The organism is Colwellia sp. RE-S-Sl-9, from assembly GCF_048296855.1.
In the GTDB taxonomy this organism is placed as follows: domain Bacteria; phylum Pseudomonadota; class Gammaproteobacteria; order Enterobacterales; family Alteromonadaceae; genus Pseudocolwellia.
Map to the genome: position 1 here is coordinate 4349861 of NZ_CP182631.1, position 25045 is coordinate 4374905.

Annotated in this window: 15 protein-coding genes; 14 read left to right on the plus strand and 1 reads right to left on the minus strand. The window is 38.7% G+C overall.

The features are described from left to right. Nucleotides 1-83: 83 nt before the first annotated feature. The 9 genes from leuC (at nucleotide 84) to ACM9HF_RS19005 (ending at nucleotide 17620) form a co-directional block, all read left to right on the plus strand. Nucleotides 84-1502 carry a 3-isopropylmalate dehydratase large subunit gene (leuC, locus tag ACM9HF_RS18965; protein WP_473613111.1) on the plus strand — a complete coding sequence of 473 codons (1419 nt, stop codon included), beginning with the start codon at nucleotides 84-86 and terminating at the stop codon, nucleotides 1500-1502. Then, a complete protein-coding gene (leuD, locus tag ACM9HF_RS18970; RefSeq protein WP_473613112.1) occupies nucleotides 1502-2110 on the plus strand; it encodes a 3-isopropylmalate dehydratase small subunit in 609 nt (202 codons plus the stop codon). The genes leuC and leuD overlap by 1 nt, the downstream gene beginning before the upstream one ends. Before the next feature lie 227 nt (nucleotides 2111-2337). Further along, nucleotides 2338-3534 (plus strand): alpha-hydroxy acid oxidase, encoded by a 1197-nt coding sequence (locus tag ACM9HF_RS18975; RefSeq protein ID WP_473613113.1) that lies wholly within the window; start codon nucleotides 2338-2340, stop codon nucleotides 3532-3534. Nucleotides 3535-3764: 230 nt separating this feature from the next. Next, nucleotides 3765-6617 carry a TonB-dependent receptor plug domain-containing protein gene (locus ACM9HF_RS18980; RefSeq protein ID WP_473613114.1) on the plus strand — a complete coding sequence of 951 codons (2853 nt, stop codon included), beginning with the start codon at nucleotides 3765-3767 and terminating at the stop codon, nucleotides 6615-6617. Nucleotides 6618-7273: 656 nt separating this feature from the next. Beyond that, nucleotides 7274-8587 (plus strand): metal-dependent hydrolase family protein, encoded by a 1314-nt coding sequence (locus ACM9HF_RS18985; RefSeq protein WP_473613115.1) that lies wholly within the window; start codon nucleotides 7274-7276, stop codon nucleotides 8585-8587. An 833-nt stretch (nucleotides 8588-9420) separates the two neighbouring features. Continuing rightward, nucleotides 9421-11436 (plus strand): TonB-dependent receptor domain-containing protein, encoded by a 2016-nt coding sequence (locus ACM9HF_RS18990; RefSeq protein ID WP_473613116.1) that lies wholly within the window; start codon nucleotides 9421-9423, stop codon nucleotides 11434-11436. A 294-nt stretch (nucleotides 11437-11730) separates the two neighbouring features. Continuing rightward, entirely contained in the window at nucleotides 11731-13887 is a 2157-nt protein-coding gene (locus ACM9HF_RS18995; protein WP_473613117.1) for a S9 family peptidase, read from the plus strand. A gap of 288 nt (nucleotides 13888-14175) precedes the next feature. After that, entirely contained in the window at nucleotides 14176-16323 is a 2148-nt protein-coding gene (locus tag ACM9HF_RS19000; protein ID WP_473613118.1) for a S9 family peptidase, read from the plus strand. A gap of 301 nt (nucleotides 16324-16624) precedes the next feature. Beyond that, entirely contained in the window at nucleotides 16625-17620 is a 996-nt protein-coding gene (locus ACM9HF_RS19005) for an alpha/beta fold hydrolase (protein ID WP_473613119.1), read from the plus strand. 57 nt (nucleotides 17621-17677) lie between these two features. Here the strand turns inward: ACM9HF_RS19005 and ACM9HF_RS19010 are convergent, their stop codons facing one another. Then, nucleotides 17678-18157: an Lrp/AsnC family transcriptional regulator gene (locus ACM9HF_RS19010; RefSeq protein WP_473613120.1), complete on the minus strand. Its 480-nt coding sequence runs from the start codon at nucleotides 18155-18157 to the stop codon at nucleotides 17678-17680. A 216-nt stretch (nucleotides 18158-18373) separates the two neighbouring features. Here ACM9HF_RS19010 and ACM9HF_RS19015 point away from each other — a divergent pair, with 216 nt between their 5' ends. Genes ACM9HF_RS19015 through ACM9HF_RS19035 form a run of 5 tightly spaced genes read left to right on the plus strand, consistent with a single transcriptional unit; the run spans nucleotide 18374 to nucleotide 25042 of the window. Beyond that, nucleotides 18374-19606 (plus strand): 3-methyl-2-oxobutanoate dehydrogenase (2-methylpropanoyl-transferring) subunit alpha, encoded by a 1233-nt coding sequence (locus ACM9HF_RS19015; RefSeq protein ID WP_077338177.1) that lies wholly within the window; start codon nucleotides 18374-18376, stop codon nucleotides 19604-19606. Nucleotides 19607-19656: 50 nt separating this feature from the next. Continuing rightward, on the plus strand, nucleotides 19657-20670 hold the full coding sequence (locus tag ACM9HF_RS19020; RefSeq protein WP_473618335.1) for an alpha-ketoacid dehydrogenase subunit beta: 1014 nt from the start codon (nucleotides 19657-19659) through the stop codon (nucleotides 20668-20670). A gap of 2 nt (nucleotides 20671-20672) precedes the next feature. Then, nucleotides 20673-22418, plus strand: a complete 1746-nt coding sequence (locus ACM9HF_RS19025; protein ID WP_473613121.1) for a 2-oxo acid dehydrogenase subunit E2 — start codon at nucleotides 20673-20675, stop codon at nucleotides 22416-22418. Nucleotides 22419-22426: 8 nt separating this feature from the next. Continuing rightward, nucleotides 22427-23845, plus strand: a complete 1419-nt coding sequence (gene lpdA / locus ACM9HF_RS19030; RefSeq protein ID WP_473613122.1) for a dihydrolipoyl dehydrogenase — start codon at nucleotides 22427-22429, stop codon at nucleotides 23843-23845. A 45-nt stretch (nucleotides 23846-23890) separates the two neighbouring features. Next, the gene (locus ACM9HF_RS19035; RefSeq protein WP_473613123.1) at nucleotides 23891-25042 is read left to right on the plus strand and encodes an acyl-CoA dehydrogenase family protein; all 1152 of its coding nucleotides are present in this window, start codon (nucleotides 23891-23893) and stop codon (nucleotides 25040-25042) included. The last annotated feature ends 3 nt before the right edge of the window (nucleotides 25043-25045 follow it).

A 25045-nucleotide genomic window follows, 5' to 3' on the forward strand; every position in this document is an offset into this window, starting at 1 on the left:
TCCCTTTAGCTGCCATTTAAGCTCCCGTTTACTTAGCAGCGCTTTTTTTTAATTTAATTCTAGCTTTTGAAGCGGAGAACTTTATGCATAAGCCAAGAACCCTTTATGAAAAATTAATTAATTCGCATACCGTATGCGAGTTAGACGATAAAGGACATGTTCTTTTATATATCGACCGTCAAGTGTTAAACGAGTATACAAGCCCACAAGCTTTTAGTGGCTTACGTGACGCTAACCGAGATTTATGGCGCCCTAACACATCACTTGCTGTTGTAGATCATGTTAACTCTACTGAGCCTCAACGTGTATCGGTGGGTGCTGAAGAAGGTGGTGCTTTACAAGTTAATTATTTCGCTAAAAATTGTGAAGACTTTGGTATCGAATTATTCGATATTCTTGATAGCCGACAAGGTATCGAGCATGTGGTTGCGCCAGAGCAAGGCTTTATTTTACCGGGTATGTCAGTTGCCGCAGGTGACAGCCATACCACCACTTATGGTGCCTTAGGTGCTTTCGGTTTTGGTATAGGTACTTCTGAAATAGAACACTTATTAGCAACGCAAACACTTATCTATAAAAAATTGAAAACTATGCGAGTTACCGTTACAGGTGCCTTAGGCTTAAGTATTACCTCTAAAGATGTTGTTATGGAGTTAATTCGTAACATAGGGGCGGCAGGCGCAACGGGTTATGCTATTGAGTTTTGTGGTTCTACTATCGAATCGATGAGCGTTGAAGCACGCATGACTATTTGTAATATGGCCGTTGAAGCTGGCGCTCGAGGTGCATACATGGCACCAGATGATGTTGTTTATAATTACTTAAAAGATAAACCTAGAGCACCAAAAGGTGAACTGTGGGAACAAGCCTTAAGCAAATGGCAAGCGCTTTATACCGATGAAGATGCGGTGTTTGATAAAGAAGTCACCATTGATGCAACAAGCATAGAGCCTATGATCACTTGGGGCACAAGTCCAGATCAAGCATCCGTTATTAGCGGTGTAGTGCCAAATCCTAAAGACGATATCGATCTTGCTAAGCGTAAAAGTACAACGCGCGCACTTCAGTACATGGGTTTACAAGCTGGTATTCCAATAAAAGGCATACCTATTACACACGCTTTTATTGGGTCGTGTACTAATGCCCGCATCGAAGATTTACGTCAAGTGGCTGAAGTAGTTAAAGGCCAAAAAATTGCGCAAGGCGTTAGAGCTATGATTGTTCCAGGTTCTTCTGAAGTGCGTGCTCAAGCACAAGCCGAAGGTTTAGCGGATATTTTTATTGACGCAGGTTTTGAATGGAGACAATCAGGTTGTTCTATGTGTTTAGCCATGAACGATGATGTTCTTAGCCCTGGAGATCGTTGCGCGTCGAGTACCAATCGTAACTTTGAAGGTCGTCAGGGAGCGGGTGTTCGTACACATTTAATGAGCCCTGCAATGGTCGCTGCAGCAGCAATTAAAGGTTATTTATGTGACATACGTGATTTGGGGATAAATTAATGGACGCTTTTAACATTGAAGCAGGAAAAATAGCACCATTTATGGCGGCTAATATAGATACTGATGTGATCATGCCTAAGCAATTCTTAAAAGGTATTGACCGCAAAGGACTTGATAAAGGTTTGTTCTTTGACCAAAGATTTCTTTTGTCAGGTGAACCTAATCCTGAATTTGTACTAAATAAACCTCAATGGCAAGGTGCAAAGTTTTTAGCTGTTGGCGCAAATTTCGGTTGTGGGTCAAGTCGAGAACATGCGGTGTGGGGCCTTAAACAATTAGGTATTCGTGCCTTAATAGGCACAACGTTTGCGGGTATTTTTTATGATAACTGCCAGCGTAATGGTTTATTAGTGATTGAATTAGATGAAAAATCAATGTCTCAACTTGGAGAGCAAGTCACTTCAGGTGAGATAAACAATATTGAAATCGATCTACCGAATCAAAAAATTAAGTTATCAGAAAATAATGAAATAAATTTTGAGCTAGATCCCATGCGAAAAGAAGCCTTAATGCAAGGTTTAGACGCTATTGGTAGCACTTTACAACGAGCAGAGGCAATAAAGTCTTTCGAGCAAAAACATTTACTTGAAAATCCTTGGTTGGCCTAGGGCCTGCTTGATATTTCTACATCGTTATAGTGATTTTATGTGGAACAACCACACATCAATCACTATGGCTTGTGTAAAAATCAAACAGGCTGCTGCAAAAATATACCTGAAAGGTTAACAAACCCTGATGTTGTTATAAAAATTATTGAACTGGTTGGCTTGATGTTGTTGTAGATTTTATTTTACTGGTTTTAGTTATCGTGAATTAATTAATTTGAGGTAAGCATATGACATATAAATCATCATTTGAATTGAGAAGAAGGTTTCTTCAGTTCATGGCCGCCAGTCCGTTTTTATATGGTTTTAATGTTTTAGGGCAAAGTATATCGTCACCATATGCACCTCAATATGTTCAAGATGCTAAAGAGGCTGTTAATGTTTTTGATTTTCATGAAGTAGCTAAATCAAAATTATCCCCAGGACATTATACCTACATGGCGCGAGGCTCGGATCATGGTCTCACCCAGCTTGCCAATAGCGAAGACTTCAAAAAAATCAAACTCCGCATGCGTCGTCTCGTCGATGTAAGAAATATAGACACATCAATTGAGTTATTTGGTAAACGCTACACTTCTCCCATCTTCTTATCTCCTTGTGGGAGACAAGCTATCTACCATCCTGAGGCCGAGTTGGCCGTTGCACGAGCTGCTAAAAATAAAGGCGTTGAATTTGTATTATCCACTGTTGGCTCTAGTGCTATTGAGGATGCAAATAAAGCGGCAGGCGAACCTATTTGGTTTCAACTTTATCCTGACACGGACTGGCAAGTTACTCAACGATTAGTAAAGAGAGTTGAAGATGCTGGTTGCCCAGTATTAGTGTTGACGGTAGATATGCCAGCAACTAACCGAGAAGCGCTCGACCGCTTTCATCGTTCAACTAATTCTGAATGTCAAAGTTGCCATTCACCAACGGCCGGTGTTTTGGGTAAAAAACCTATGCTTGAAGGACTTTCTCAAAAATCACGTGGTAAAGGTGGTGCCTTTATGGATTGGCTATTTGTTGAACGTTTAAAGGCGTCAACTTCAATGAAGATTGTATTGAAAGGCATAGTTACCTACGAAGATGCAAAGTTAGCACTCGAATATGGTGTTGATGGCGTTATTGTTTCTAACCATGGTGGGAGAGCTGAAGACAGCGGTAGAAGTACTATTGATTGCTTACCCGAAGTCGTTGCTGCTATTGACGGAAAAATCCCTGTTCTTTTTGATGGTGGTGTTCGACGAGGAACTGATGTTTTCAAAGCTTTAGCATTAGGCGCTGATGCAGTAGGAATAGGGCAACCTTATTTGTGGGGATTGTGCTCTTTTGGTCAATCAGGCGTAGAAACTGTATTAGAGCTGTTAAATCGTGAACTCGAAATAGTGATGAAACAAGCAAGAACAACGTCTGTTGCTCAAATAAATCAAAGCTACATTGTTTGAAAACATTTCACTTTTTTATTGTTTTGTTGGTAAACGCTATCTGAATTTATAGTCCTGAGAGGGTGTATAGCCAATTTTTAAATGAAAAAATAGTGATGTAGTAAATAATTTCACAAGTAAAGGAGGAAATCGTCATGTAAATAACACATAAAAAAAATGTAAAAAAACAAGAAAAATAGGATGTATTAAGCATCTATAAATTACATAAATTACGTTTGGGGGAAGTTATCATGTCATATAAAAAAATTAATAGACAAGAGTTTAAATTAACAAAAGTTGCTTCAAGTTTTTTATTATTATCACTGGTTTCATCGGGAGTATATGCTCAACAAGCTGAAACATCAAAAGAGAAAAAAGAGGAAAGTGTTGAAAAAATCACTGTAACAGGGAGTAAAATTCAACGACTGGGGTTTGAAACATCAACCCCTGTTAATGTAGTGGCAAAACAGGAAATTGAAGAGTCAGGTTTCGCGAGTATTTATGATGTTTTAAAATCAGTGCCTTCAATAGGTGTTGGTTTAGGTAGTGCTAACGGTAGCGCAGGGGGAGTTTCAGATCCAGAAGCCGGCGCATCGTTCATAAATTTACGTGGTTTAGGAACAGATAGAAGCTTGGTATTAGTCGATGGTCGCCGTCGTGTTTCTGGTAGTAGTGCTTCTTCTGCGGTTGATTTGTCAATGATCCCCGCGGGATTAATTGAACGTGTTGAGGTCATCACTGGGGGGGCATCTGCTGTATACGGTGCTGATGCTGTAAGTGGTGTTGTTAACATGATCATGAAAGACAAAATTGAAGGGATGGAGGTTTCTGTAAGTACAGGCGCCTCTACTGAAGGTAGCGGTGGTGAACGCTTCGCCCTTGATTTATCTGGTGGAGCAGAATTTGCTAACGGCCGAGGAAGCATAGTCGTTGGCGTTAGTTATAGCAAAGAAAATGAACTACAAGCTACGCAAAGAGACTTCGGTGAACTGCAACTAAGTTTACGACCAAACCCAGCGAATACAGGCCCTGATGATGGTATACCTGATCAAATCCACCTTCTTGACCAAGCTATTTATGCTTTCTCTCCTAAAGGAGCATTCAACATCGGTGGTACATGGTATACGGACGATAATGGTGTTAGACCAATTGACCGTGGTGTAGATTTTGATAGTCAACGAGGTATAGGCGCAGAAGGTTATAGATCAATAGAATTTACACCTTTAAGACAAGATCAAGAAACACTTGCAAGTCGTTTTAGTGTTAACTATAAAATAGCTGAAGATACTAATTTTTTTCTTGATGCTGATTACGGTATAACCAATACAGTTGGTGCAGGGCAACCTGATAATACAACGAGTAGTGGTGGATTTGCTATAAACACACTCCGACGTGAGAACCCTCTATTACCAGATGACTTAACGGCTCTTATGGATGCAAATGGTTTAACGTCATTTAAATATAATCGTGCATATGCAAATTGGGGCTATAGAGCACCAATATTAGATCGTACTAGTTACTCTATTGTTGCTGGTTTTAACGGCTATTTTGCAAATGAATGGAGCTGGGATATTTCTTTTCAAGATGCCAGCTACGAAAACGAATCGAAATGGGCTAATCATACGCTCCCCGAGTACGTAGAAAAAGCTATTGATGTTATTGAAGATCCTATTACAGGCGAAGCCGTTTGTCGTAGTGGTGGTGATTGTGTTCCTATTTATCCACTTTCACAAGATCCGCTTACGGCAGAGCAATCAGCATATATAGAGCATACCGTCTTACGTCTGCACAAAAACGAGCAACGAGTAATATCAGCAAGTTTATCGGGTGATGTATTTGAACTTCCTGCTGGTGATGTTTTATTTGCCGCAGGGGTAGAGCATAGAAATGAGTCAATAAAAACATTAGATGATGGCTTAGCTCAAAGAAATCAACTGCACTTATTTAAAGGTCAAGAGCCACAAGATGCAGAGTTAAATGTTGATGAAGCCTATGTAGAATTTGTGGTTCCTGTACTTTCAGATATACCGGCTTTTGAACAGCTAGATATTGAAGCTGCTGTTAGGTTTTCAGATTACGATACTATAGGTAGTACTACGGCAACTAAACTTGGCTTTAATTGGACTATATCTGAAGATGTACGTATAAGAGCATCAACCGCGACCAGTGTACGAGCGCCTAATTTATCAGAACTATATAGTCCTGGAGTGTCTGCATCTACTTTTACTACTGATGCTTGTCATATTACTCAAATTGAATTAGGTACGGCTACCCGTAAAGCTAATTGTGCTGCTTTGGGTATTCCTGTTGGTTGGGTAGATCCTGATGATGTTTCTGCAAAACTAGTTGTTACCGGCGGTAACCCAAACTTAAGTGAAGAAGAGTCAGATTCAGTAACAATTGGTGCAGTATTGACACCTAGCTTTATGGATGGTTTTTCTTTGTCGGTTGATTATTGGGATATCGAAATAACAGGTGCTATTGGTACTTTTTCTATTGCCCAAATTATTAATAATTGTGTTGACTCACCAACGCTTGATAATCAGTTTTGTCCATTACTTACCCGTGGTAGTAATTTATCTATTACTAATATAGATGTTACTAAAATTAATGTGGGTAGACTGAATGCCCGCGGTGTAGATTTTGAAGGTTTCTATCGTACTGGTATTTTTGAAGGTAATTTAAGTGTTTCTTTTAATGGCTCATATCTTATGGAGCATGAACAATTAGTTGATGAGAACGATCCTACCAGCTTAATTGTTACTAGAAATGAGCCTAACAATCCTAAATTCCGTGCGAACTTAAACTTTACTTATTCTCAAGATGCATTATCTGTTGGGTTAAAGACTCGTTACATTGGGTCAACAAACCTTGATAATACGGTTCTTACAGATGAGTCAATCGATACTAATGATGTTAATACGCGAATATATAATGACTTAATTTTTGGTTATAAAGTGAACGATGATATGAAGGTGCAAGCAACAGTAACTAACCTGCTTAATGTTGATCCACCTCGTCGTGCAGGCGTATATCTAGGTTCAAGCGGGAATTATGATAATACGGGACGATTTGTGTCTATACGAGCTACTTATAATTTTTAATAAGTTGCCTTAAATTGTCAGGATGATCTAACAGGGGATTTTAATATCCCCTGTTAATTTAATAGGGGGCAGGAAGTGGTTAAAGTACGAGTTGAAACAATAGAGTTGCGCCGTTGCTTTGATGTAATACCTGTTTCATTTGAACAAAATTTATAGCCAAAAGGTCAACACGATCTAGTATAAAAATTTTAATACAAGTAATGAGGAGATTATATTGATATAGATTATATATAAACCCGTTACCACTCAAGATGCGTATTTCAGAGTGCTTGAGCGATATCAATTCAAGGCAATGCTTTGTAATAATGGTCGTTCCCTTATAAAAAGCATTAACGAAGAAGTGATTTTGCTCAAGCGCTTCTTCGATGGGTCTAAAAACAATTTATGCCGCGTTATTAACTTTAGTCAGGGAATAACCATGACGTAAACTTAATGCCTTGCATACATGGATGTATGCACTTAGATTTCGTCTGGAACATGAAATCTGTGCCTAAATTGTTTTTAGTTCCCACTGAAACCTACATCTTGAATGGTTACGGGTATAAACATTAAAGCTAGAGAGGTTCTTGCAAAAGATATTCGTAGTTTTTCTTATTTCAAAAGTAGATAAATATAGATTGTAGTACTGTAGCGTTAAAAGGTTATCAGGAGATACCATGAAAGTTTTAAGTAAATTCGTAGGTTGTGTATTAGCTATAACTCCTCTTATAGGAAGCACGGCTGATTTTGTTGTGGTACATGCAGGTAAGTTAATGTCGGTACCTGGCGAGAGCGTTAAAAGTAAGCAAAGTATTGTTATTCGTGATGGGAAAGTGATTGATGTTAAGTCGGGTTATATATCAGCCAGCTCATTGAATATCACCAAAGATGACACCATCAAAATCCATGACTTAAAAAATAAATTTGTATTGCCGGGTCTTATTGATGGTCATGTTCACATTACCGATGAACTTGATAGTAAACATAAAATGCGTAGAGTCGAATTCTCTGATCCTGATACTGTTTTATTTGGTGCTAACAATGCAAAGAATACACTCAATGCAGGATTTACAACGGTAAGAGATCTAGGTGCTCGTGGCGGAGATTCTGTCTTTGCATTACGTGATGCTATTGCAAAAAACTATATTCCTGGTCCACGAATATATACGGCAGGGTTTGTTATTTCTCCTACAGGTGGCCATGGACAACGTCATGGATACAGACAAGAAGTATTTGAAGTGGTTAACCACAGTGGTGTATGTGACGGCGTTGCTGATTGTCGTCGTGCTGTACGTGACCAAGTAAGACGTGGAGCAGATCAAATAAAATTTGTTGCTACTGGCGGAGTAACATCCGAAACAGCATCAGGTACAGGACAGCAATTTTTTGATGATGAAATAAAAGCCATTGTAGATACTGCACATGCACTAGGGCGAAAGGTTGCCGCTCATGCACATAACGCAGATGGTTTAAATGCGGCATTGCGTGCGGGTGCTGACTCTATTGAACATGGTACTTTTGCTGATAAAGAATCATTAAAGTTATTTAAGAAAACAGGTGCTTACTTAATACCAACATTATTGGCAGGAGCTACTGTGACAGAAATAGCAATGAGTGAAAATTCATACTATCCACCAGCAGTTAAAGCAAAAGCAATTAAAGTGGGTCCTATGTTAATAGAAAATTTAAGAAAAGCGTACGCTAAAGGTATTAAAATTGCGTTTGGTACCGATAGTGGAGTATCTAAACATGGGCTTAACGCTAGAGAATTTGAATTACTAGTACAAGCAGGACTAACGCCTACAGAAGCAATTAAAACAGCAACTGTTTATGGCGCTGATAATTTAGGTAAATCAGATCTTTTAGGCTCTATTGAAGCAGGGAAATATGCTGATCTTGTAGCTGTGGATGGTGATCCAACAAAAGATATTAAAGAGTTAATGGATATCGATTTTGTAATGAAAGAAGGTATTGTTTATAAAAATAAGTAACACTAATACAACTAATATGAATAATAATTTTGCTAAGCAGGCGATTAACTAACTTGGTATCAGGGGGATGTTTTTCTCTTTTTAGCTAAGTTTTATCGCTTCAAATTAAGTGTTGCAAGTAAAATAACTCTGATATTACAGACCCTAATATTAGCTCTTTTTGTTTTTATGTTTGTAATATCAGAGTTCTTTGCTTTGTATGTTTTATTTCTTCTATAAAAAATACAGAGTAAAGAACACATTATATTTATTCAACCCACTCACTCATTGCTCTTCTACCTGTTTAACTATCCCTTTTTATTTAACCATCGAATTGACTCCCTAAATCAACACAACACGAAAGAGAACTTTTCAAAACACAATATGCCACTGTGTCTAAAAAATATAAATTGTTATATTTCATTATGCATTTTTACTTATGTAATTTTATGAAAATTAAAGACTTAATATTTATATAACCTCCTAATTTAAAAAATATCAACTTTATCAGCCCTTCCTAAAGGTTGGTTTAAAAACGCTTATAGTGCGTTATTGATTTCAACAAGGTTTCACATGGATGTATGTAGTTAGGTTTCGTTTAACGATACCTAAAATGTTTATATTTCCAGCGGAACATCATCTTGAGCTGGTATGGCGGTATCAGCAGTTTATGTAGGTGGGTCGTTGGAATTAACCTGCAAAATTATTCTACTAGGTTTTAGATTTTCAAAAAAAGTAAAACGTATTTATTTCTTATAATAATAATAATGGAAAACTAACACATGAAAATTATAACAGTTCATAAATATAGCTTATGTTTGTCAAGGATATGCATTTTAGGACTAACTCCTTTTTTGTCGAGCACAGCCCTAGCTAGCAACATCGTAGAAACAAATGTCCGAGTAAATAATTCAGATTTTTTGGTTTACACAACTGACTTTTTTGATCAATACAGTCCGCAAAATGCATTAGAAATGATTGAAAGGTTACCTGGTTTTTCTTTTGATGAAGGTTCTGAAAATAGAGGTTTTGGAGGTAATGCGGGGAATGTATTGATTGACGGTTCGCGACCAACGTCTAAATCTAATGGATTATCTAGTGTCTTACAGCGTATTCCTGCTGAGCAAGTTCTACGTATTGAGATTATAACGGGTGGAGTTAGTGCTGGAGAAGCAGCTGGTCAGTCAGTGGTTGCTAATGTAATTAGAGCTAATATAGGCACCAGTGGTACTTGGAGGATGCAATTGTTTAAAACCAGAAGTACAGCTTTTGAACCAGAATTTGAAGCAGCGATTACTGCAGAGCTAGGGGAATGGAATACATCTTTTGATGTCAGTATTGGCAATCTTCCGGAATATCGTCCTGCGGTTTTGACCGATCGCGATGCAAAAGGTGAATTAACGTCCTCTTCTAATGAAGTTTTTGAAGAGCTTACCCGAAAGACTTATTTTAGTGGTGAAGGTTCGCGAAGCTTGGCTGATGGTAAGCTCACGTTAAATAGCCGAGTAGGTAGCGAAAATTGGCAGGGCGACACGAGTCGCGATATTTTTTTAAATAGAAAGCCAGACAACTCAACTGCTGATTGGTCTTGGGTACTTAATCAAAAGAATAAATCACGAGAAGCAGAATTTGGAGCTGATTGGGCAAAAAATATCGATAATTGGAAATTAAGGATAATAGGTTTAGGTTTAGTTGAAGATGAAACCTATAGTTTTAAGAGACGGAATATAGGTGATAGTTTTGATTCTACTTTTCAGCAAGAGCGTTTAAAAACAGAATATGTAGGTAGAGCTACCTATGGGAAAGTTAACGGCTCTACGTTTAAACCCGAATTTGGTTTTGAGCTTGCTAGTAATAGACTTGATACTAACGCTATAGAATCTAATAACGGCATATTTTCAGCAGTTGCTGGCAGCGATGTTATAGTTCAAGAGTGGCGAGGTGAATTGTTTGCTACGTTTGTATATCAAATGAATGAGCAATTAACGCTTGAAGGTGGATTAACAGGAGAGTTTTCTCAACTTAAGGTAGAAGGGGGCTCAGATCTAAAACAAGATTTTCAGTTTCTTAAGCCTCGTATTTCCGCTACTTACACTTTAAATGATGACATTAAATTAATATTTGAAGCTGAACATGAAATAGGGCAATTAGACTTTAAAGATTTTGCCGCAAGTTCTGAAGCTTCAGATGATCGCACTACCTCAGGTAATCCAAGCTTAAAACCCGATCAAAGTACCGTGGTTAAAGCTACTGTTGATTGGAGGTTTAGTGATCGTGGTAGTTTTAAATGGGTGTTATTTAATGAATGGCGAAAGGATATTTTAGAGCAGATAGTTTTATCTGTATCTGAAGACGGAGAAGTAAGCCAAGGTTTGGGTAATGCCGGTGATGCTAATCATTGGGGAGTAAATATTGAACTTAATTTACCATTAGATTGGGTGCTACCTAATGGATTATTAGAAGTCACCTATGAGCGGGATGAATCGGCTTTTTATGATCCTATTATTGGTCGTGAACGGGTGGAAAATGAGTACAATCCATATGATATTGAATTTGAACTTCGTCAAGATTTAGCTGAACAAAAGATCGCTTGGGGATTTAAATTTGATGGTAATTTTGAAGAAACTGAGTTTTTAGTGGATGAATATAATAACACTAAAGCCACTAATGATCGGGTAGGTTTTTTTATAGAAACAACACGTTTTTTTGGATTAAAAATCCAATTAGATATAGATAAAGCTACAAGGGGGAAGTTTGACCGCTCGCGCTACTTTTTTGATGGTACTAGAGCTGGCACTTTTGAAGGAAGTCAAGTTTCTAAACGTATTCGTTACACCGATTATAAATTGTCACTTTGGGGAAGCTTTTAGTGGGGCTATCTCCTTTGGTGTTGATACCTTTTGAGTCTGAATTTCGCTTTGCAGTACTTGTCCAGCAATAGCGTTTAATTTGGACCATATCTAGTATGCTTTATGGCGATTTTATGTGTTTTTATGAGCCATGAATCGTGTTTTATGCTATCACAAAAGCTCAATTGATTCCGTATTGAATTGTACTGTACTATTTTGAAAGTAGTATTTTTTATCTTTCATCGTGAAGTGTAATTAGTCGTGAATGAAAGTACGTTATTCCAATACTAATTTATTAAAAAAAGGGGAACGGGCATGCAAATACAGTCAAAGGTTATTTTTTACAAGCTTTATTCAGATCGAAGTAAATATATAGGAGTAATTTTTACGTGGCTTTTGGCCATAGTGGGGGCAATAAGTTTATCGGGTTGTGCTTCAGCAGAAAGAACGCAATCGGTTCAGGTTAAAAATTCTCAGGTATCATCGGCACCCCTTATTCCACGTAGTGAGCTTTTTGGTAATCCAACATATTCATCTCTTAAGCTTAGTCCAGACGGCAAACAAGTTGCCTACAAAAAAATGTCTAACGGAGCATTAAATATCTGGGTTGGTCCAACTGATAATCCTGAAGCTGCAGTCCCTGTTACTTCATTTAAAAAGCCAGTGGGTAGAAGTTTCCGTTGGAGTGCTGATGGTCAATATTTATTAATGTTGGAAGATTGGGCAGCAAAAGAAATATGGCAATTATGGTCAGTGGATCTTGAATCTGGGATTGCCAAAAATTTGATTAAAGATCCCACTACCCGAACTGAAATTATCGGAACATCAAAAAAATATCCAACTAAGGTGTTGGTTAGCCTTAATACAAGAGATGCAAGGTTTGAAGATGTTTACCTAATGGATATAAAAACCGGTGAACGCGAAGAAGTATTTCGTAATGATGGACAATTTATTAGCTTCCGTGCGGATGCTAACTTAAAAGTTAATCTAGCTGAACGTGGTAATGAAGATGGCTCATCTACTTACTTTAGTTTAGATGGTGATACGCGTACTGAATTATTCACAGTACCACTTGAAGCGTTACGTAGTACAAGGGTGATGTCTTATAATAAAGGCGTAGTTACCTTACTTGATAGCCGAAATGCAGAGTATGCAAGTTTAGTTAAATTGAATACGGCAACCGGAGAACGTACTGTGCTTGCTCAGGCAATAGAGGCTGATATTAACGGTGTGTTCTTTGATAAAAAATCGAAATCACTATGGGCAACACGAGAAGATCCATTAGTACCTAAATGGACGATTAGATCACCTGCTGCAGAGGAAGAATTTACAGCGTTAATTAATACTTTTGGACACACTTTTTCGATTGCAGCTCAGCCAGATGATAAACGCTTATTGATCCTTGATTCGCCTAAGGGCTTGCCAGGACGTTACCATTGGTGGGATAGAGAAACCAAAACAGCTAAGCTTATATTTTCGACTCGACCTAATCTTGATAAATATAAATTAGCAGAGAAAAAAGGTGTCATGATACCAACACGTGACGGCTTAACTATGCCTTCGTATTTAACCTTACCTCCAGGAACGCCAGTAAACGCAAAAGGTTTTCCAACCAAAGCCATTCCATTGGTTGTTATTATTCACGGTGGTCCATGGGGACGCTCTAGCCTTATGAGTGATAGATTTTTTAATGGTGTTGATTATTGGCTTGCCGACCGTGGATATGCTGCATTATCAATAAACTTTAGAGGCTCTGTTGGGTTTGGTAATTCTTTTACCTCTGCTGCTGATAAAGAATGGGCTGGAGATATGCATAATGACGTAATTGACAGTGTTGATTGGGCTATTAAAAATGGAATAACAGTACGCGACAAAGTTGCTTCTTATGGTCGTTCGTATGGTGGTTATGCATCATTAGTTTCTTTAGCTTTTACGCCTGATCGCTTTCAATGTGCTATTGCTACTGCAGCGCCTTCTAACTTGAAAAGAATTACCGCTGATATGCCTGCTTGGTGGCGTTATCAATGGCCACAATGGACAAATCGTATTGGAGATCCAAATAATGAGAAAGATGCTATTGATTTACTCAATCGTTCACCAATCACTCGAACTGCAGATATTAAAGGTAATTTATTGATAACGGCTACAGGAGGTGACCCGCGTGTACTTATTCGTCAATCTGAATCAATGGTAGCTGCGATGGAAGCACTTCATAAGCCAGTAACTTATCTTGTTTATGAAGATGAAGGTCATGGTGGTTATAAAGCCGAAGTCACAACGTCTATGCGTGCCGTTCAAGAGCATTTTTTATCTGATTGTTTTGGTAATGCAGCTGAACCTTTTGGCTCAGATTTAGAACGCTCAGATATTGAAGTTAAATCAGGTGTTAATTTAATACCAGGCTTACCTCAAGCATTAAAAGAAACGGGTAACAAAAGATTTTCAGTGCCTCACATTATTGTAAGTAAATAGTGCTGTATAACTTGTAAGACTTAAGTTTGATAAGGTGTGCTAAATTAGCACACCTTAACTTTACTCAAAGGTATATACCCCCTTTTAATTGAAAAACGCTATAGCCATCTCCCTCTATCTATTGTTCATATATCGTGTCTTTTATTGTCACAGAAACTCAATTGATTACGTTTGAAATTCGATTATATTATTTTTAAGGTGGTTTATTCATTCACAATAAAGTCTGATTGTGAATGAATAGAGAGCATTTAAATATAATCAACCAACAGGGCACAAAGGGGAACAAGTATGAAAATATGGTTAGAGGTTAGCCTTTATAATATGAGCTTGATGCGAAAAAAGTATAGCCCAAAAGTCTTTGTTAATTTGTTGGCTATACTAGGGATGATAGGATTTTCAGGAGGTACTCTGGCTGAAGGCTCAGCATCAACTTTAGTGAAAAGCTCTCAATCTACTTCATTTATTCCACGTAGTGAGTATTTCGCAGATCCAACTTATTCAAGTTTGAAGATCAGTCCTGATGGTAAAAAAATAGCTTACATTAAGCCTTTTAATGGCGTGCGAAATATTTGGATTGGTTCTGTTGATTCACCGAAAACAGCCGTACCAGTGACATCCTTTAAGGAAGCGCCAAGAAGTTTCCGTTGGAGTGCTGATGGTCAATTTTTATTAGTATTAGAGCATTGGGTAGCAAAAGAAATAAATCAATTGTGGTCGGTAGAGCTTGAGTCGGGAACAGTGAAAAACTTAACCAATGACGTTACTACACGTACTGAAATAATCGCAACATCAAAAAAATATCCAACGAAAGTATTAGTCAGTCTCAATACCAGAGATGCAAGGTTTGAAGACGTATACCTAATGGATATGCAAACAGGTGAACGTGAAGAAGTATTTCGTAATGATGGGCGATTTATCAGTTTTCGTGCTAATGCCGATTTAAAGGTTAATATTGGTGAGCGTGGTAATGATGATGGTTCATCAACTTATATCCGTTTAGATGGAGACACTCGTTCTGAACTATTAACAGTACCACTTGATGCGTATCGTAGTACAAAAATCATATCGTATGATAGTGATAAAGGCATTATTACTTTACTTGATAGCGTTGAATCTGAATATACTAATTTAGTGGAATTTGATACCGCGACAGGAAAACGTAATATTCTAGCAAAAGCTATAGAAGCCGACATTACAGAGGTTTTTTATGATAAAAAATCGAAAGCATTGTGGGCAACAAAAGAAGATCCATTGATGCCTAAATGGACCGTGCGCTCTCCTAAAGCCGTGGACGAATTCGCAGCTTTAGAAAAAACGTTTGGTCATTCATTTTCAATTGTAGGGCAGCCCGATGAAAAACGATTATTAATACTTCAATCACCCAGCGGAAAACCTAACCGCTATCATTGGTGGGATCGTAAAACTAAAACCGCCACACTCATTTTTTCAACTCGACCTAATCTTGAGAAATATACACTCGCACCGACTAAAGGTGTAATGATCCCCGCTCGCGATGGAATATTATTGCCTACTTATTTTACCTTGCCACTTGGTACACCTGTAAATGCAGACGGTTTCCCAATAAAACCAATGCCACTTGTGGTTAGTCTTCACGGTGGTCCTTGGCTTCGAAAGCGTCCTGGCTTTAATTCGAATCACCCAATTGATGCTTGGCTTGCCGATCGCGGTTATGCCGTATTATCAATTAATTTTCGAGCATCTGTTGGTTTTGGCAAATCGTTTACATCTGCTGGCGATAAGCAGTGGGCTGGAGATATGCATAATGATGTAATTGACAGTGTTGATTGGGCTATTAAAAATGGAATAACAGAGCGTGACAAAGTCGCTTCGTATGGTTACTCGTATGGTGGCTATGCGTCTATGGTTTCACTCACTTTTACACCTGATCGCTTTCAATGTTCGATTGCCGGGGCGGGACCATCTAACTTGAAAAGAATATTAACAGATATGCCCGCTTGGTGGCGTTACCAGTGGCCGCAATGGATACATCGTGTAGGTGATCCAACTACCCGACAAGGAGTGGCTGACTTAATGGAGCGCTCACCCATATCAAGAGTTGCTGATATTAAAGGTAAGCTACTTCTATTTACAGGTGGGGAAGACGCACGAGTGCTTGAGCGCCAAGCGGAAGAAATGGTAGGAGCTATGGAAGCACTTAATAAGCCAGTTACCTACCTTCTTTATGAAAGAGAAGGGCATGGTGGACATCGAGCTGAAACGACCATTTCTAGAATGGCTGTTACTGAACATTTCTTGTCAAAATGTTTCGGTAAAAAAGCAGAGGCTTTTGGTTCCGATCTAGAGCGTTCAGATATGGAAGTTAAATCTGGTGTTGATTTAATACCAACTTTGTTTGAAGCGTTGAAAAAAACGGGTACCAAAAGGTTTTCTAAACCACACATTTTAAGTGAATAGATATACTTTATAGTTACTTAGCGTGATTATGTTATCAATTTTCATATGTGAGTTTATTTAATTTTATAAGAACATACTAAACAGCAGAGTATGTTTAGCCAAGGATGGCTCATACATTACAAATACAAAGTTCCTTACATTTTTCATCAGTGCTTGAGCTTGTTATGAAGCTCAGCATCAAGCAAAATATTTCAGCTTCGTAGATTTCATTATCGCTCATGTAAATATTCAAACGAAGTTTAACCGTTCCTAAAATATCAATGTATTCTTGATGAAATTTAAAAAGGTAAAACAATTTAAAATGAAATATATATACACCTGTTTTTTAATATTAATGAGTTCATCTGCTTTCGCTCAAGAAAGTAAGTTGCAATGGTTAGATTTAATGCTCAGTAATTACCAATACCCTCATGCCGTTGAGTATTTTACTGTTAACACGCAACAACAAAAATTTAAAATGGCCTACATGGACATTAACTCAACTAAAAATAACGGGCATAGCATTGTGCTTCTTCATGGTAAGAACTTTAATGGTGCTTATTGGGATACAACAATCGAAGCTTTAAAAAGTGAAGGTTATCGAGTGATCGTGCCAGACCAAATTGGTTTTGGGAAATCATCAAAACCCGATAATTTTCAATATTCTTTTCAAGAATTAGCTAAAAATACTAAAGCGCTTTTAGATTCTTTAGGTATTAAAAAAACAACCATATTAGGCCATTCAATGGGAGGAATGTTAGCAGCAAGGTTTGCGTTAATGTACCCAGAAACAACTGAGAAACTTGTGCTAGAAAACCCTATAGGGTTAGAAGATTGGAAGTTGTTGGTTCCTTATCAAACCGTTGATTGGTGGTATCAATTAGAAATGAAAAAAACGTATGAGGGTATAAAGGCTTATCAGCTTACAAATTATTATGATGGTAAGTGGAAAGCAGAGTACGACGAATGGGTTTACCTGTTAGCGGGTTGGAACTTAAACTCTGATTACAAGAAAATCGCTTGGAATGCAGCCTTAACTTACGACATGATTTTTACTCAACCTGTTGTGTATGAGTTTAAAGATATTAAAAGTCCAACCTTATTAATTATTGGAACAAGAGATAGAACAGCCCTAGGAAAACCTTTAGTGTCTGAAGAGGTAAGAAAAACTATGGGATTATATGATAAGTTAGGCAAAGCAACTCAAAAAGCTATTCCTAACAGTATATTAGTTGAAATAGAAAATATTGGTCATTTACCACATATTGAAAGTTTCGATAAATTTATTACTCCTTTAAAATCATTCTTAGCTAAATAAAAAGAAAGATTGTGTAATAAAAAAACGGCTTTAATTAGCCGTTAAGCATGGATAAACTTATTTACTCATATGCTCTAAAGGCAACTCTGTTTTATAACAAATTTGTTTTAATGAAAAACTGCTTTTTATGTGGCTAATGCCTTCCATTTCTGTGAGTTGTTCTAATAGTTCTTGATAGCTAGTTAAATCAGGTACGGCAACTCGAACTAAGTAATCAAAATCACCCGTCATTAAATAGCATTCCATCACTTGTGGCCATTGGCTTATTTTGTTTTCAAATTTTTCTAAATTATTCTTTTTTTGGCGGCTTAAGGTAATTTGAATAAAGACATTAACAGGCAACCCCACCTTTTTAGGATCGAGTAAGGTAACTTTACCTCTAAAAAAACCCGCCTCTTGAAGTAGCTTAACTCGTCTTGAACAAGGTGAGGCTGATAATGAAACTTTATCAGCTAATTCAAGATTAGAAATGCCTGCGTCTTGTTGTAACTCTTTTAATATTTCTATGTCGGTTTTATCTAAAATTAAATTGCTCACGTTGAATTCCTTATTTCTACTATGTTTTGTTTTTGTGGTGATACTCTCTAATTTTATATTTATTTTTGGTTTTTTACACCACTATTTTGTGTTTTTAGGTGTTTATTTGGTAGGACTAGCTACGGTTTTACATGATATATTTTTCTTATAATTTTAAAACTTTCACGCGTTTTAAACATAATAGATAAAGCACTCTGCTTTGGAGAAAACATTAACATGAATGATGAAAAACCGTTGAGCTTGCACGTACCAGAGCCGTCTTCTAGACCGGGCGATAAACCTGACTTTAGTCATATTAGCGTACCTGAAGCAGGCGTTGTTCGTAAGCCTGAAATAGATTGTACGCCTGCGAGTATTCGTGATCTTGCCTATGACATGGTTAGAGTTATGGATGATAACGGCAGGGCTGTTGGCGATTGGATCCCTGATGTTGATGATGCCTTTTTACTAAAAGGTTTAACCGTAATGTTAAGAACACGGATATTTGATGAGCGTATGTTCATGTCGCAACGCCAAGGAAAAACCTCTATTTATGTACAGTGTCGAGGTGAAGAAGCCATCGCTTGTGCACAACGCATGGCGTTATCGCAAGGCGATATGTGTTTTCCAAGCTACAGACAACAAGGGTTATTAATTGCTCAAGACTTTCCAATGGTAGATATGATTAATCAAATCTATTCCAATTCAAAAGATAAACTAGGCGGGCGTTCATTACCTTTTTTCTATTCAGAACGCGATTATGGTTTTTTCTCTATTTCTGGCAACTTAGGCACTCAATTTATGCAAGCCGTAGGTTGGGCAATGGCGTCTGCTATTAAAGGCGATACAAAAGTTGCTTCGGGTTGGATAGGTGATGGCTCAACGGCTGAAAGTGATTTTCACTCAGCACTTGTTTTTGCGTCAACTTATAAGCCGCCAGTGGTATTAAATGTGGTGAATAACCAATGGGCAATATCAACCTTTCAAGGTATTGCGAGTGGGGAGTCAGCTAATTTCGCCTGTCGTGGTCATGGTTTTAATATTCCTTCTATTCGTGTTGATGGCAACGACTTCTTAGCGGTTTATGCTGTGTCTAAATGGGCAATCGATCGTGCGCGTAAAAATTTAGGACCAACGTTAATTGAATGGGTAACGTATCGCGCCGCCGCTCATACCACGTCTGATGATCCAACAAAATATCGTCCAGCAGATGAAGCCGAACATTGGCCATTAGGCGACCCGATTGAGCGTTTGAAAACACATTTAATTGCTAAAGGTGTTTGGGATGAAACCAAACATGAAGCGCTAACTAAACAGATAAAAGCTGAAGTTAAAGCCGCAGCAAAAGAGGCTGAAAGTTACGGAACCTTAGGTAAAGGTGCGGTTCCTCCTGTGAGTGAAATGTTTAACCATGTTTATAAAGACATGCCTCCTCACCTTCGTAAACAACGTCAAGAATTGGGAGTATAAAAATGCCAGAAGGAAAAGTTATGCCTCAACATAAAGCAACTGAGAAAAAAGTGTCTCGTAAAAATATGATAGAAGCCATTCGTGATGCCCTTGATGTAAAAATGGCGCAAGACGATAACGTGGTTGTTTTTGGTGAAGATGTTGGTTATTTCGGTGGCGTATTTAGAGCAACAGAAGGTTTGCAGGCTAAATATGGTAAATCACGTTGTTTCGACGCACCAATTTCTGAGCTAGGCATTATAGGGGCTGCCGTAGGCATGGGCGCTTATGGTTTACGACCTGTTCCTGAAATTCAATTTGCTGATTATATTTTACCAGCATACGACCAAATTGCTTCTGAAGCAGCACGTTTACGTTATCGATCTTCGGGTGAGTTTATTGCGCCAATTACCATTAGAACACCTACTGGTGGTGGTATATACGGTGGGCAAACCCATTCGCAATCACCTGAAGCATTGTTTACTCATGTTGCAGGATTAAAAACGGTTATTCCTTCTAATCCTTACGACGCTAAAGGTTTGCTTATTGCGTCAATTGAAGACGATGACCCCGTTATATTTTTAGAGCCTAAACGATTATACAACGGCCCATTTGATGGTCATCACGACAGACCGGTAACCCCTTGGTCTGAGCATGAATTAGGTGAAGTTCCAGACGGTCATTACACCGTGCCTTTAGGTAAAGCGGCTATTGCCCGTGAAGGTTCAGACGTTACTATTTTAGCTTACGGCACTATGGTGCATGTTGCTATATGTGCAGCTGAAGAAACAGGTATAGATGCGGAAGTTATTGATTTGCGTACGTTACTACCACTTGATGAAGAAACCATTGAAAAGTCTGTTAAAAAAACAGGACGTTGTATTGTTGTGCACGAAGCCACTAAAACCAGTGGTTTTGGTGCTGAGTTGATGGCCGTTGTTCAAGAGTTATGTATGTACAATTTAGAAGCTCCTATTATTCGAGTTACTGGCTGGGATACACCATATCCCCATGCACAAGAATGGGATTATTTCCCCGGACCTGCTCGTGTTGGTGATGCATTAAGAAAAGTGATGGGAGAATAGAAATGAGCAATTTTTTAATTGAAGTACCAGACATTGGTGAAGGTATTGCCGAAGTTGAAGTTGTTGAGTGGAATGTTGCAGTTGGTGGAACCATCGAAGAAGACGATGTTTTATGTGTTGTAATGACCGACAAAGCGACTGTTGAAATTCCATCTCCTGTTGATGGCACAGTAACGTGGCAAGCTTGCCAAGCGGGCGATATGATTGCCGTTGGTGCCGACTTTGTAAAACTACAAGTAGAGGCTAGTGTTGCAAATTATGATGAAAACACAGCTGTTAGCCCTGCGCCTGAACAGGAAGTTGAAGCACCAGAAACAACGGTAGAAAACTCAGTTGTTGAAGAAGCCGTAGCGGTTCAAAACTCATCTGCAACCAATAACCTACCGGGTAACTATTATATTGATGTACCTGATATTGGTGAAGGTATTGCCGAAGTTGAAGTGGTTGAGTGGAGCATAAATATTGGCGATAACATCGAAGAAGACGATGTGTTATGTGTCGTAATGACCGACAAAGCCACCGTTGAAATTCCAGCCCCTACAGATGGAAAACTAGTATGGCGTGCTAGCGAAGCGGGAGAAATGATTGCTGTTGGTTCAATGTTTGTACGTTTAGACGTTGAAGGTGCGGGCAATATCTCTGAGCTAGCGAGTCAGGCACCATCAAATAGTAAAGCCGAAACACCTGCTGTTACGCAAGTTAAAGTCGAACAAGCAAAAACTTCAGTGGCTCAAACTAATGTAGCTCAAACTAAAGTTGTTAAGTCAGCTAAAACGGCATTTGAAAAGCCGAATGTATCTAAAAAACCTACAGCAAATGCTCATGGTAACGCGGCTACTTTTACTGGCGTTGCACGCGCCGAAGGTGATAAACCAACAGCAGCGCCTGCGGTTCGTCAACGTGCTATGAATGCCGGTATTAATTTAAATTATGTACGAGGAACAGGTCCTGCTGATCGCATTACTCATGATGATTTAGATGCCTTTATCGCAGGTCAATCGTCAGCTATAGCTTCTACATCTACCAATTCTAGTACCAATGCTGTTGCTAATGAATCAATTGAAGAGATTAAAGTTATTGGTTTACGTCGGAAAATTGCCGCTATTATGCAAGATACCATGCAACGTATTCCTCACTTTACGTATGTGGAAGAAATTGACGTTACTGAATTAGAAAAGCTACGTGCCAAGCTCAATAAAGAACGTACAGATGATCAGCCCAAATTAACCATGCTACCTTTTTTCATTAAAGCCTTGGTTATTGCTTTAAAAGATTACCCTGAAATGAGCGCACGTTTTGATGACGACGATAATATTGTATATCGTTATGGCGCAGCTCATGTCGGTATTGCAACTCAAACCGACAGCGGCTTAGTTGTACCGGTTATTAAACACGCTGAAACATTGGATTTATGGCAATCAGCCGACGAAGTTAAACGTTTATCAACAGCAGCACGTAGCGGTAAAGCTAAGCGTGAAGAATTAAGCGGTTCAACGATCACTATAACAAGCCTTGGCCCAGTGGGCGGCATTGTTACTACACCCGTTATCAACTCTCCTGAAGTGGCCATTATTGGCATTAATAAAATCGCTAAACGACCCGTTTGGCAAGATGGAGGTTTTGTTCCTCGCGATATTATGAATATTTCATCTTCGTTTGATCATCGAGTGATTGATGGTTGGGAAGCGACACTATTTGTACAACGTATTAAAAGCTTGCTTGAGTCTCCAGCAACCTTATTCATGTAGGAGTGAAAATGACTAATTTAGTTTCATGTAAAGTATTAATCGTAGGTGCAGGCCCCGGCGGATATGTTGCTGCAATTCGTGCAGGACAGTTAGGATTAGATACCGTGATTGTTGAAGGCGACAGAGCTGGTGGAACATGCTTAATTCGGGGGTGTATTCCGTCAAAAGCGTTAATTCATGCGGCATCACGTTTTGAAGAAATTAATGCGCATACTGGCGACGGTAAACTCGGCATTTTAGTACCACAACCTGCGCAGCTTGATATGCCAAAATTGATCGACTGGAAAGACTCAATTGTCGCGCGTTTAAGTAGCGGTGTTGAAGCTTTACTGAAAAAGAACAAAGTAAAACAAATTAAAGGTTGGGCTAACTTTTCTGATGCAAAAAACTGTACGGTTGACACGGCTGATGGAGTGATAAGTATTAAAGCGGAACACGTTATTTTAGCAACGGGATCAACCGCAACAGAACTGCCATTTTTACCTTATAGCGAAAATGTAATTTCTTCTACGCAGGCGCTTGATCAAAACGAACTACCTAATCACTTAGTTGTTATTGGGGCGGGTTACATTGGTTTAGAAATGGGCATCGCTTACCGTAAGCTAGGTGCAAAAGTTACCTTTATTGAAGGTATGGATTCTATTGTACCGCTGTTTGATAAAGAGCTAACAAAGCCTGTAGCCACATGGTTGAAAAAACATAATGTAGACATTGAATATTCAGCTCGCGCCCAGTCGGTTGTTGACCATGGTACAGGTGAAGGAGCCACATTAACCTATACCGATAAAAAAGGTATTGAGCATTCAATTCATGGCGACAAAATTTTAGTCACTGTTGGCCGTCGTCCTAATACGCAAGGTTACGGTTTAGAGAATATGTGTGTCGATATGAATGGCGCTTTCGTTAAAGTTGACAAGCAATGTCGTACAGCAATGAAAAACGTTTGGGCAATTGGTGACTTAGTTGGAGAACCTATGTTGGCACATAAAGCGTCAGCACAAGGGGAAATGGTTGCCGAAATTATTTCTGGTTTAAAGCGAGAGTTTAACCCAACGGTTATTCCTGCCGTTTGTTTTACTGAACCTGAACTTGTTGGTGTGGGTATAACGGCCGCGGAAGCCAAATTACAAGGTATAGAACCCCTTGTAGGTAAATTTCCTTTTGCTGCTATAGGTAAAGCGTTAGCAATGGAAGCCGGTAGCGATGGCGGCTTTGTTCGTATAACGGCCCGTAAAGATAACCATGTTGTTATTGGCATTCATGCTGTGGGCGCTCATGTTGCAGAGCTCAGTAATCAATTTGCTACTGCGATTGAAATGGGGGCACGGCTAGAAGATTTAGCTAATACCATTCATGTTCATCCAACATTAGGCGAAGCCACTATGGAAGCTGCCATGTCGACCTTAGGTCATGCAATACATATGTAATTAGAGTGTTGCTGATTAACGTAATAAATACCTTGAGATAAAAATATGCAAATAAAATTTAATGAAGAAGAAATAATGATTCAAGACACAGCAAAACAATTTGCTGAAGCTGAATTAAAACCTAATGCTGAATTGGTTGAGCAAGAAAGCGGTAAAGACCTATTTTTATCGAATATTAAAAAGCTGAGTGAATTGGGCTTTATGGGCATTAATATCGATAGCCAATATGGCGGTATTGAAGCTGGTAGCGTTGCTTTTTCTTTAGCGATAACTGAACTTGCCCGAGGATGTTCTTCAACTGCAGTTACCACATCGGTAACGAATATGGTGGCAGAAGTTATTCAAGCTGTAGGTAACGAAGAGCAAAAATCACATTATTTACCCAAAATTTGTAGTGGTGAGTGTTTTGCTGCTGGCTTTTGTTTAACTGAAACGGTTGCAGGTTCTGATCCTGCGGGTATGAAAACCCAAGCAGTAAAAGAGGGTGACGAGTACGTGCTTAACGGCACTAAAACGTTTATTACTTCGGGTGATTATGCTGGCGTATTTGTTGTGTGGGCAGTAACAGATCCTAGCTTACCCAAAGGTAAAGGCATAAGTTGTTTTTTAGTGGATGGCGATACTCCAGGCATAACCATTGCTAAAGCTGAAGAAAAAATGGGGCAAAAAGCCTCTTCAACTAATCAAGTGATTTTCGATAATTGTCGTATTCCTGCTTCTGCTTTATTGGGTAAAGAAAATCAAGGTTTTAAAATAGCGGTAACTGAACTAGCGGGTGGCCGTATAGGTATAGCTTCATTAGCATTAGGCTTAGGGCTTGAAGCGATAGAGTACGCTAAAGACTATATTAAAGAGCGTAAACAATTTGGTCAGTCGTTATCAAACTTTCAAGGTTTACAGTGGATGTTAAGTGACCGATATACGGAACTAGAAGCGGCTCGTTTATTAATCATGCAAGCAGCTGTTAATAAAGATAATGGTTTACCATTTTCTACTTCAGCCTCTATGGCAAAAGTATTTGCGTCTGAAAAAGCGAATGATGCTTGTTATACCGCATTGCAGCTATTAGGTGGTGCAGGGTACATAAAGGAATATCCGATAGAACGCTTAGCTAGAGATGTCAGAATTACCACTATATATGAAGGTACAAGTGAAATTCAGCGAGTGATCATCGCTAGAGATATCTTAAAAGACTAAATA

Excerpts from the sequence above, each read along its gene's own strand:
- leuD (WP_473613112.1), top strand. The coding sequence starts at position 1,502 with ATGGACGCTTTTAACATTGAAGCAGGAAAAATAGCACCATTTATGGCG.
- ACM9HF_RS18980 (WP_473613114.1), top strand. The coding sequence starts at position 3,765 with ATGTCATATAAAAAAATTAATAGACAAGAGTTTAAATTAACAAAAGTT.
- ACM9HF_RS18985 (WP_473613115.1), top strand. The coding sequence starts at position 7,274 with ATGAAAGTTTTAAGTAAATTCGTAGGTTGTGTATTAGCTATAACTCCT.
- ACM9HF_RS19025 (WP_473613121.1), top strand. The coding sequence starts at position 20,673 with ATGAGCAATTTTTTAATTGAAGTACCAGACATTGGTGAAGGTATTGCC.
- ACM9HF_RS19000 (WP_473613118.1), top strand. The coding sequence starts at position 14,176 with ATGAAAATATGGTTAGAGGTTAGCCTTTATAATATGAGCTTGATGCGA.
- lpdA (WP_473613122.1), top strand. The coding sequence starts at position 22,427 with ATGACTAATTTAGTTTCATGTAAAGTATTAATCGTAGGTGCAGGCCCC.
- ACM9HF_RS18975 (WP_473613113.1), top strand. The coding sequence starts at position 2,338 with ATGACATATAAATCATCATTTGAATTGAGAAGAAGGTTTCTTCAGTTC.
- ACM9HF_RS18995 (WP_473613117.1), top strand. The coding sequence starts at position 11,731 with ATGCAAATACAGTCAAAGGTTATTTTTTACAAGCTTTATTCAGATCGA.
- ACM9HF_RS19005 (WP_473613119.1), top strand. The coding sequence starts at position 16,625 with ATGAAATATATATACACCTGTTTTTTAATATTAATGAGTTCATCTGCT.
- ACM9HF_RS19015 (WP_077338177.1), top strand. The coding sequence starts at position 18,374 with ATGAATGATGAAAAACCGTTGAGCTTGCACGTACCAGAGCCGTCTTCT.
- leuC (WP_473613111.1), top strand. The coding sequence starts at position 84 with ATGCATAAGCCAAGAACCCTTTATGAAAAATTAATTAATTCGCATACC.
- ACM9HF_RS19035 (WP_473613123.1), top strand. The coding sequence starts at position 23,891 with ATGCAAATAAAATTTAATGAAGAAGAAATAATGATTCAAGACACAGCA.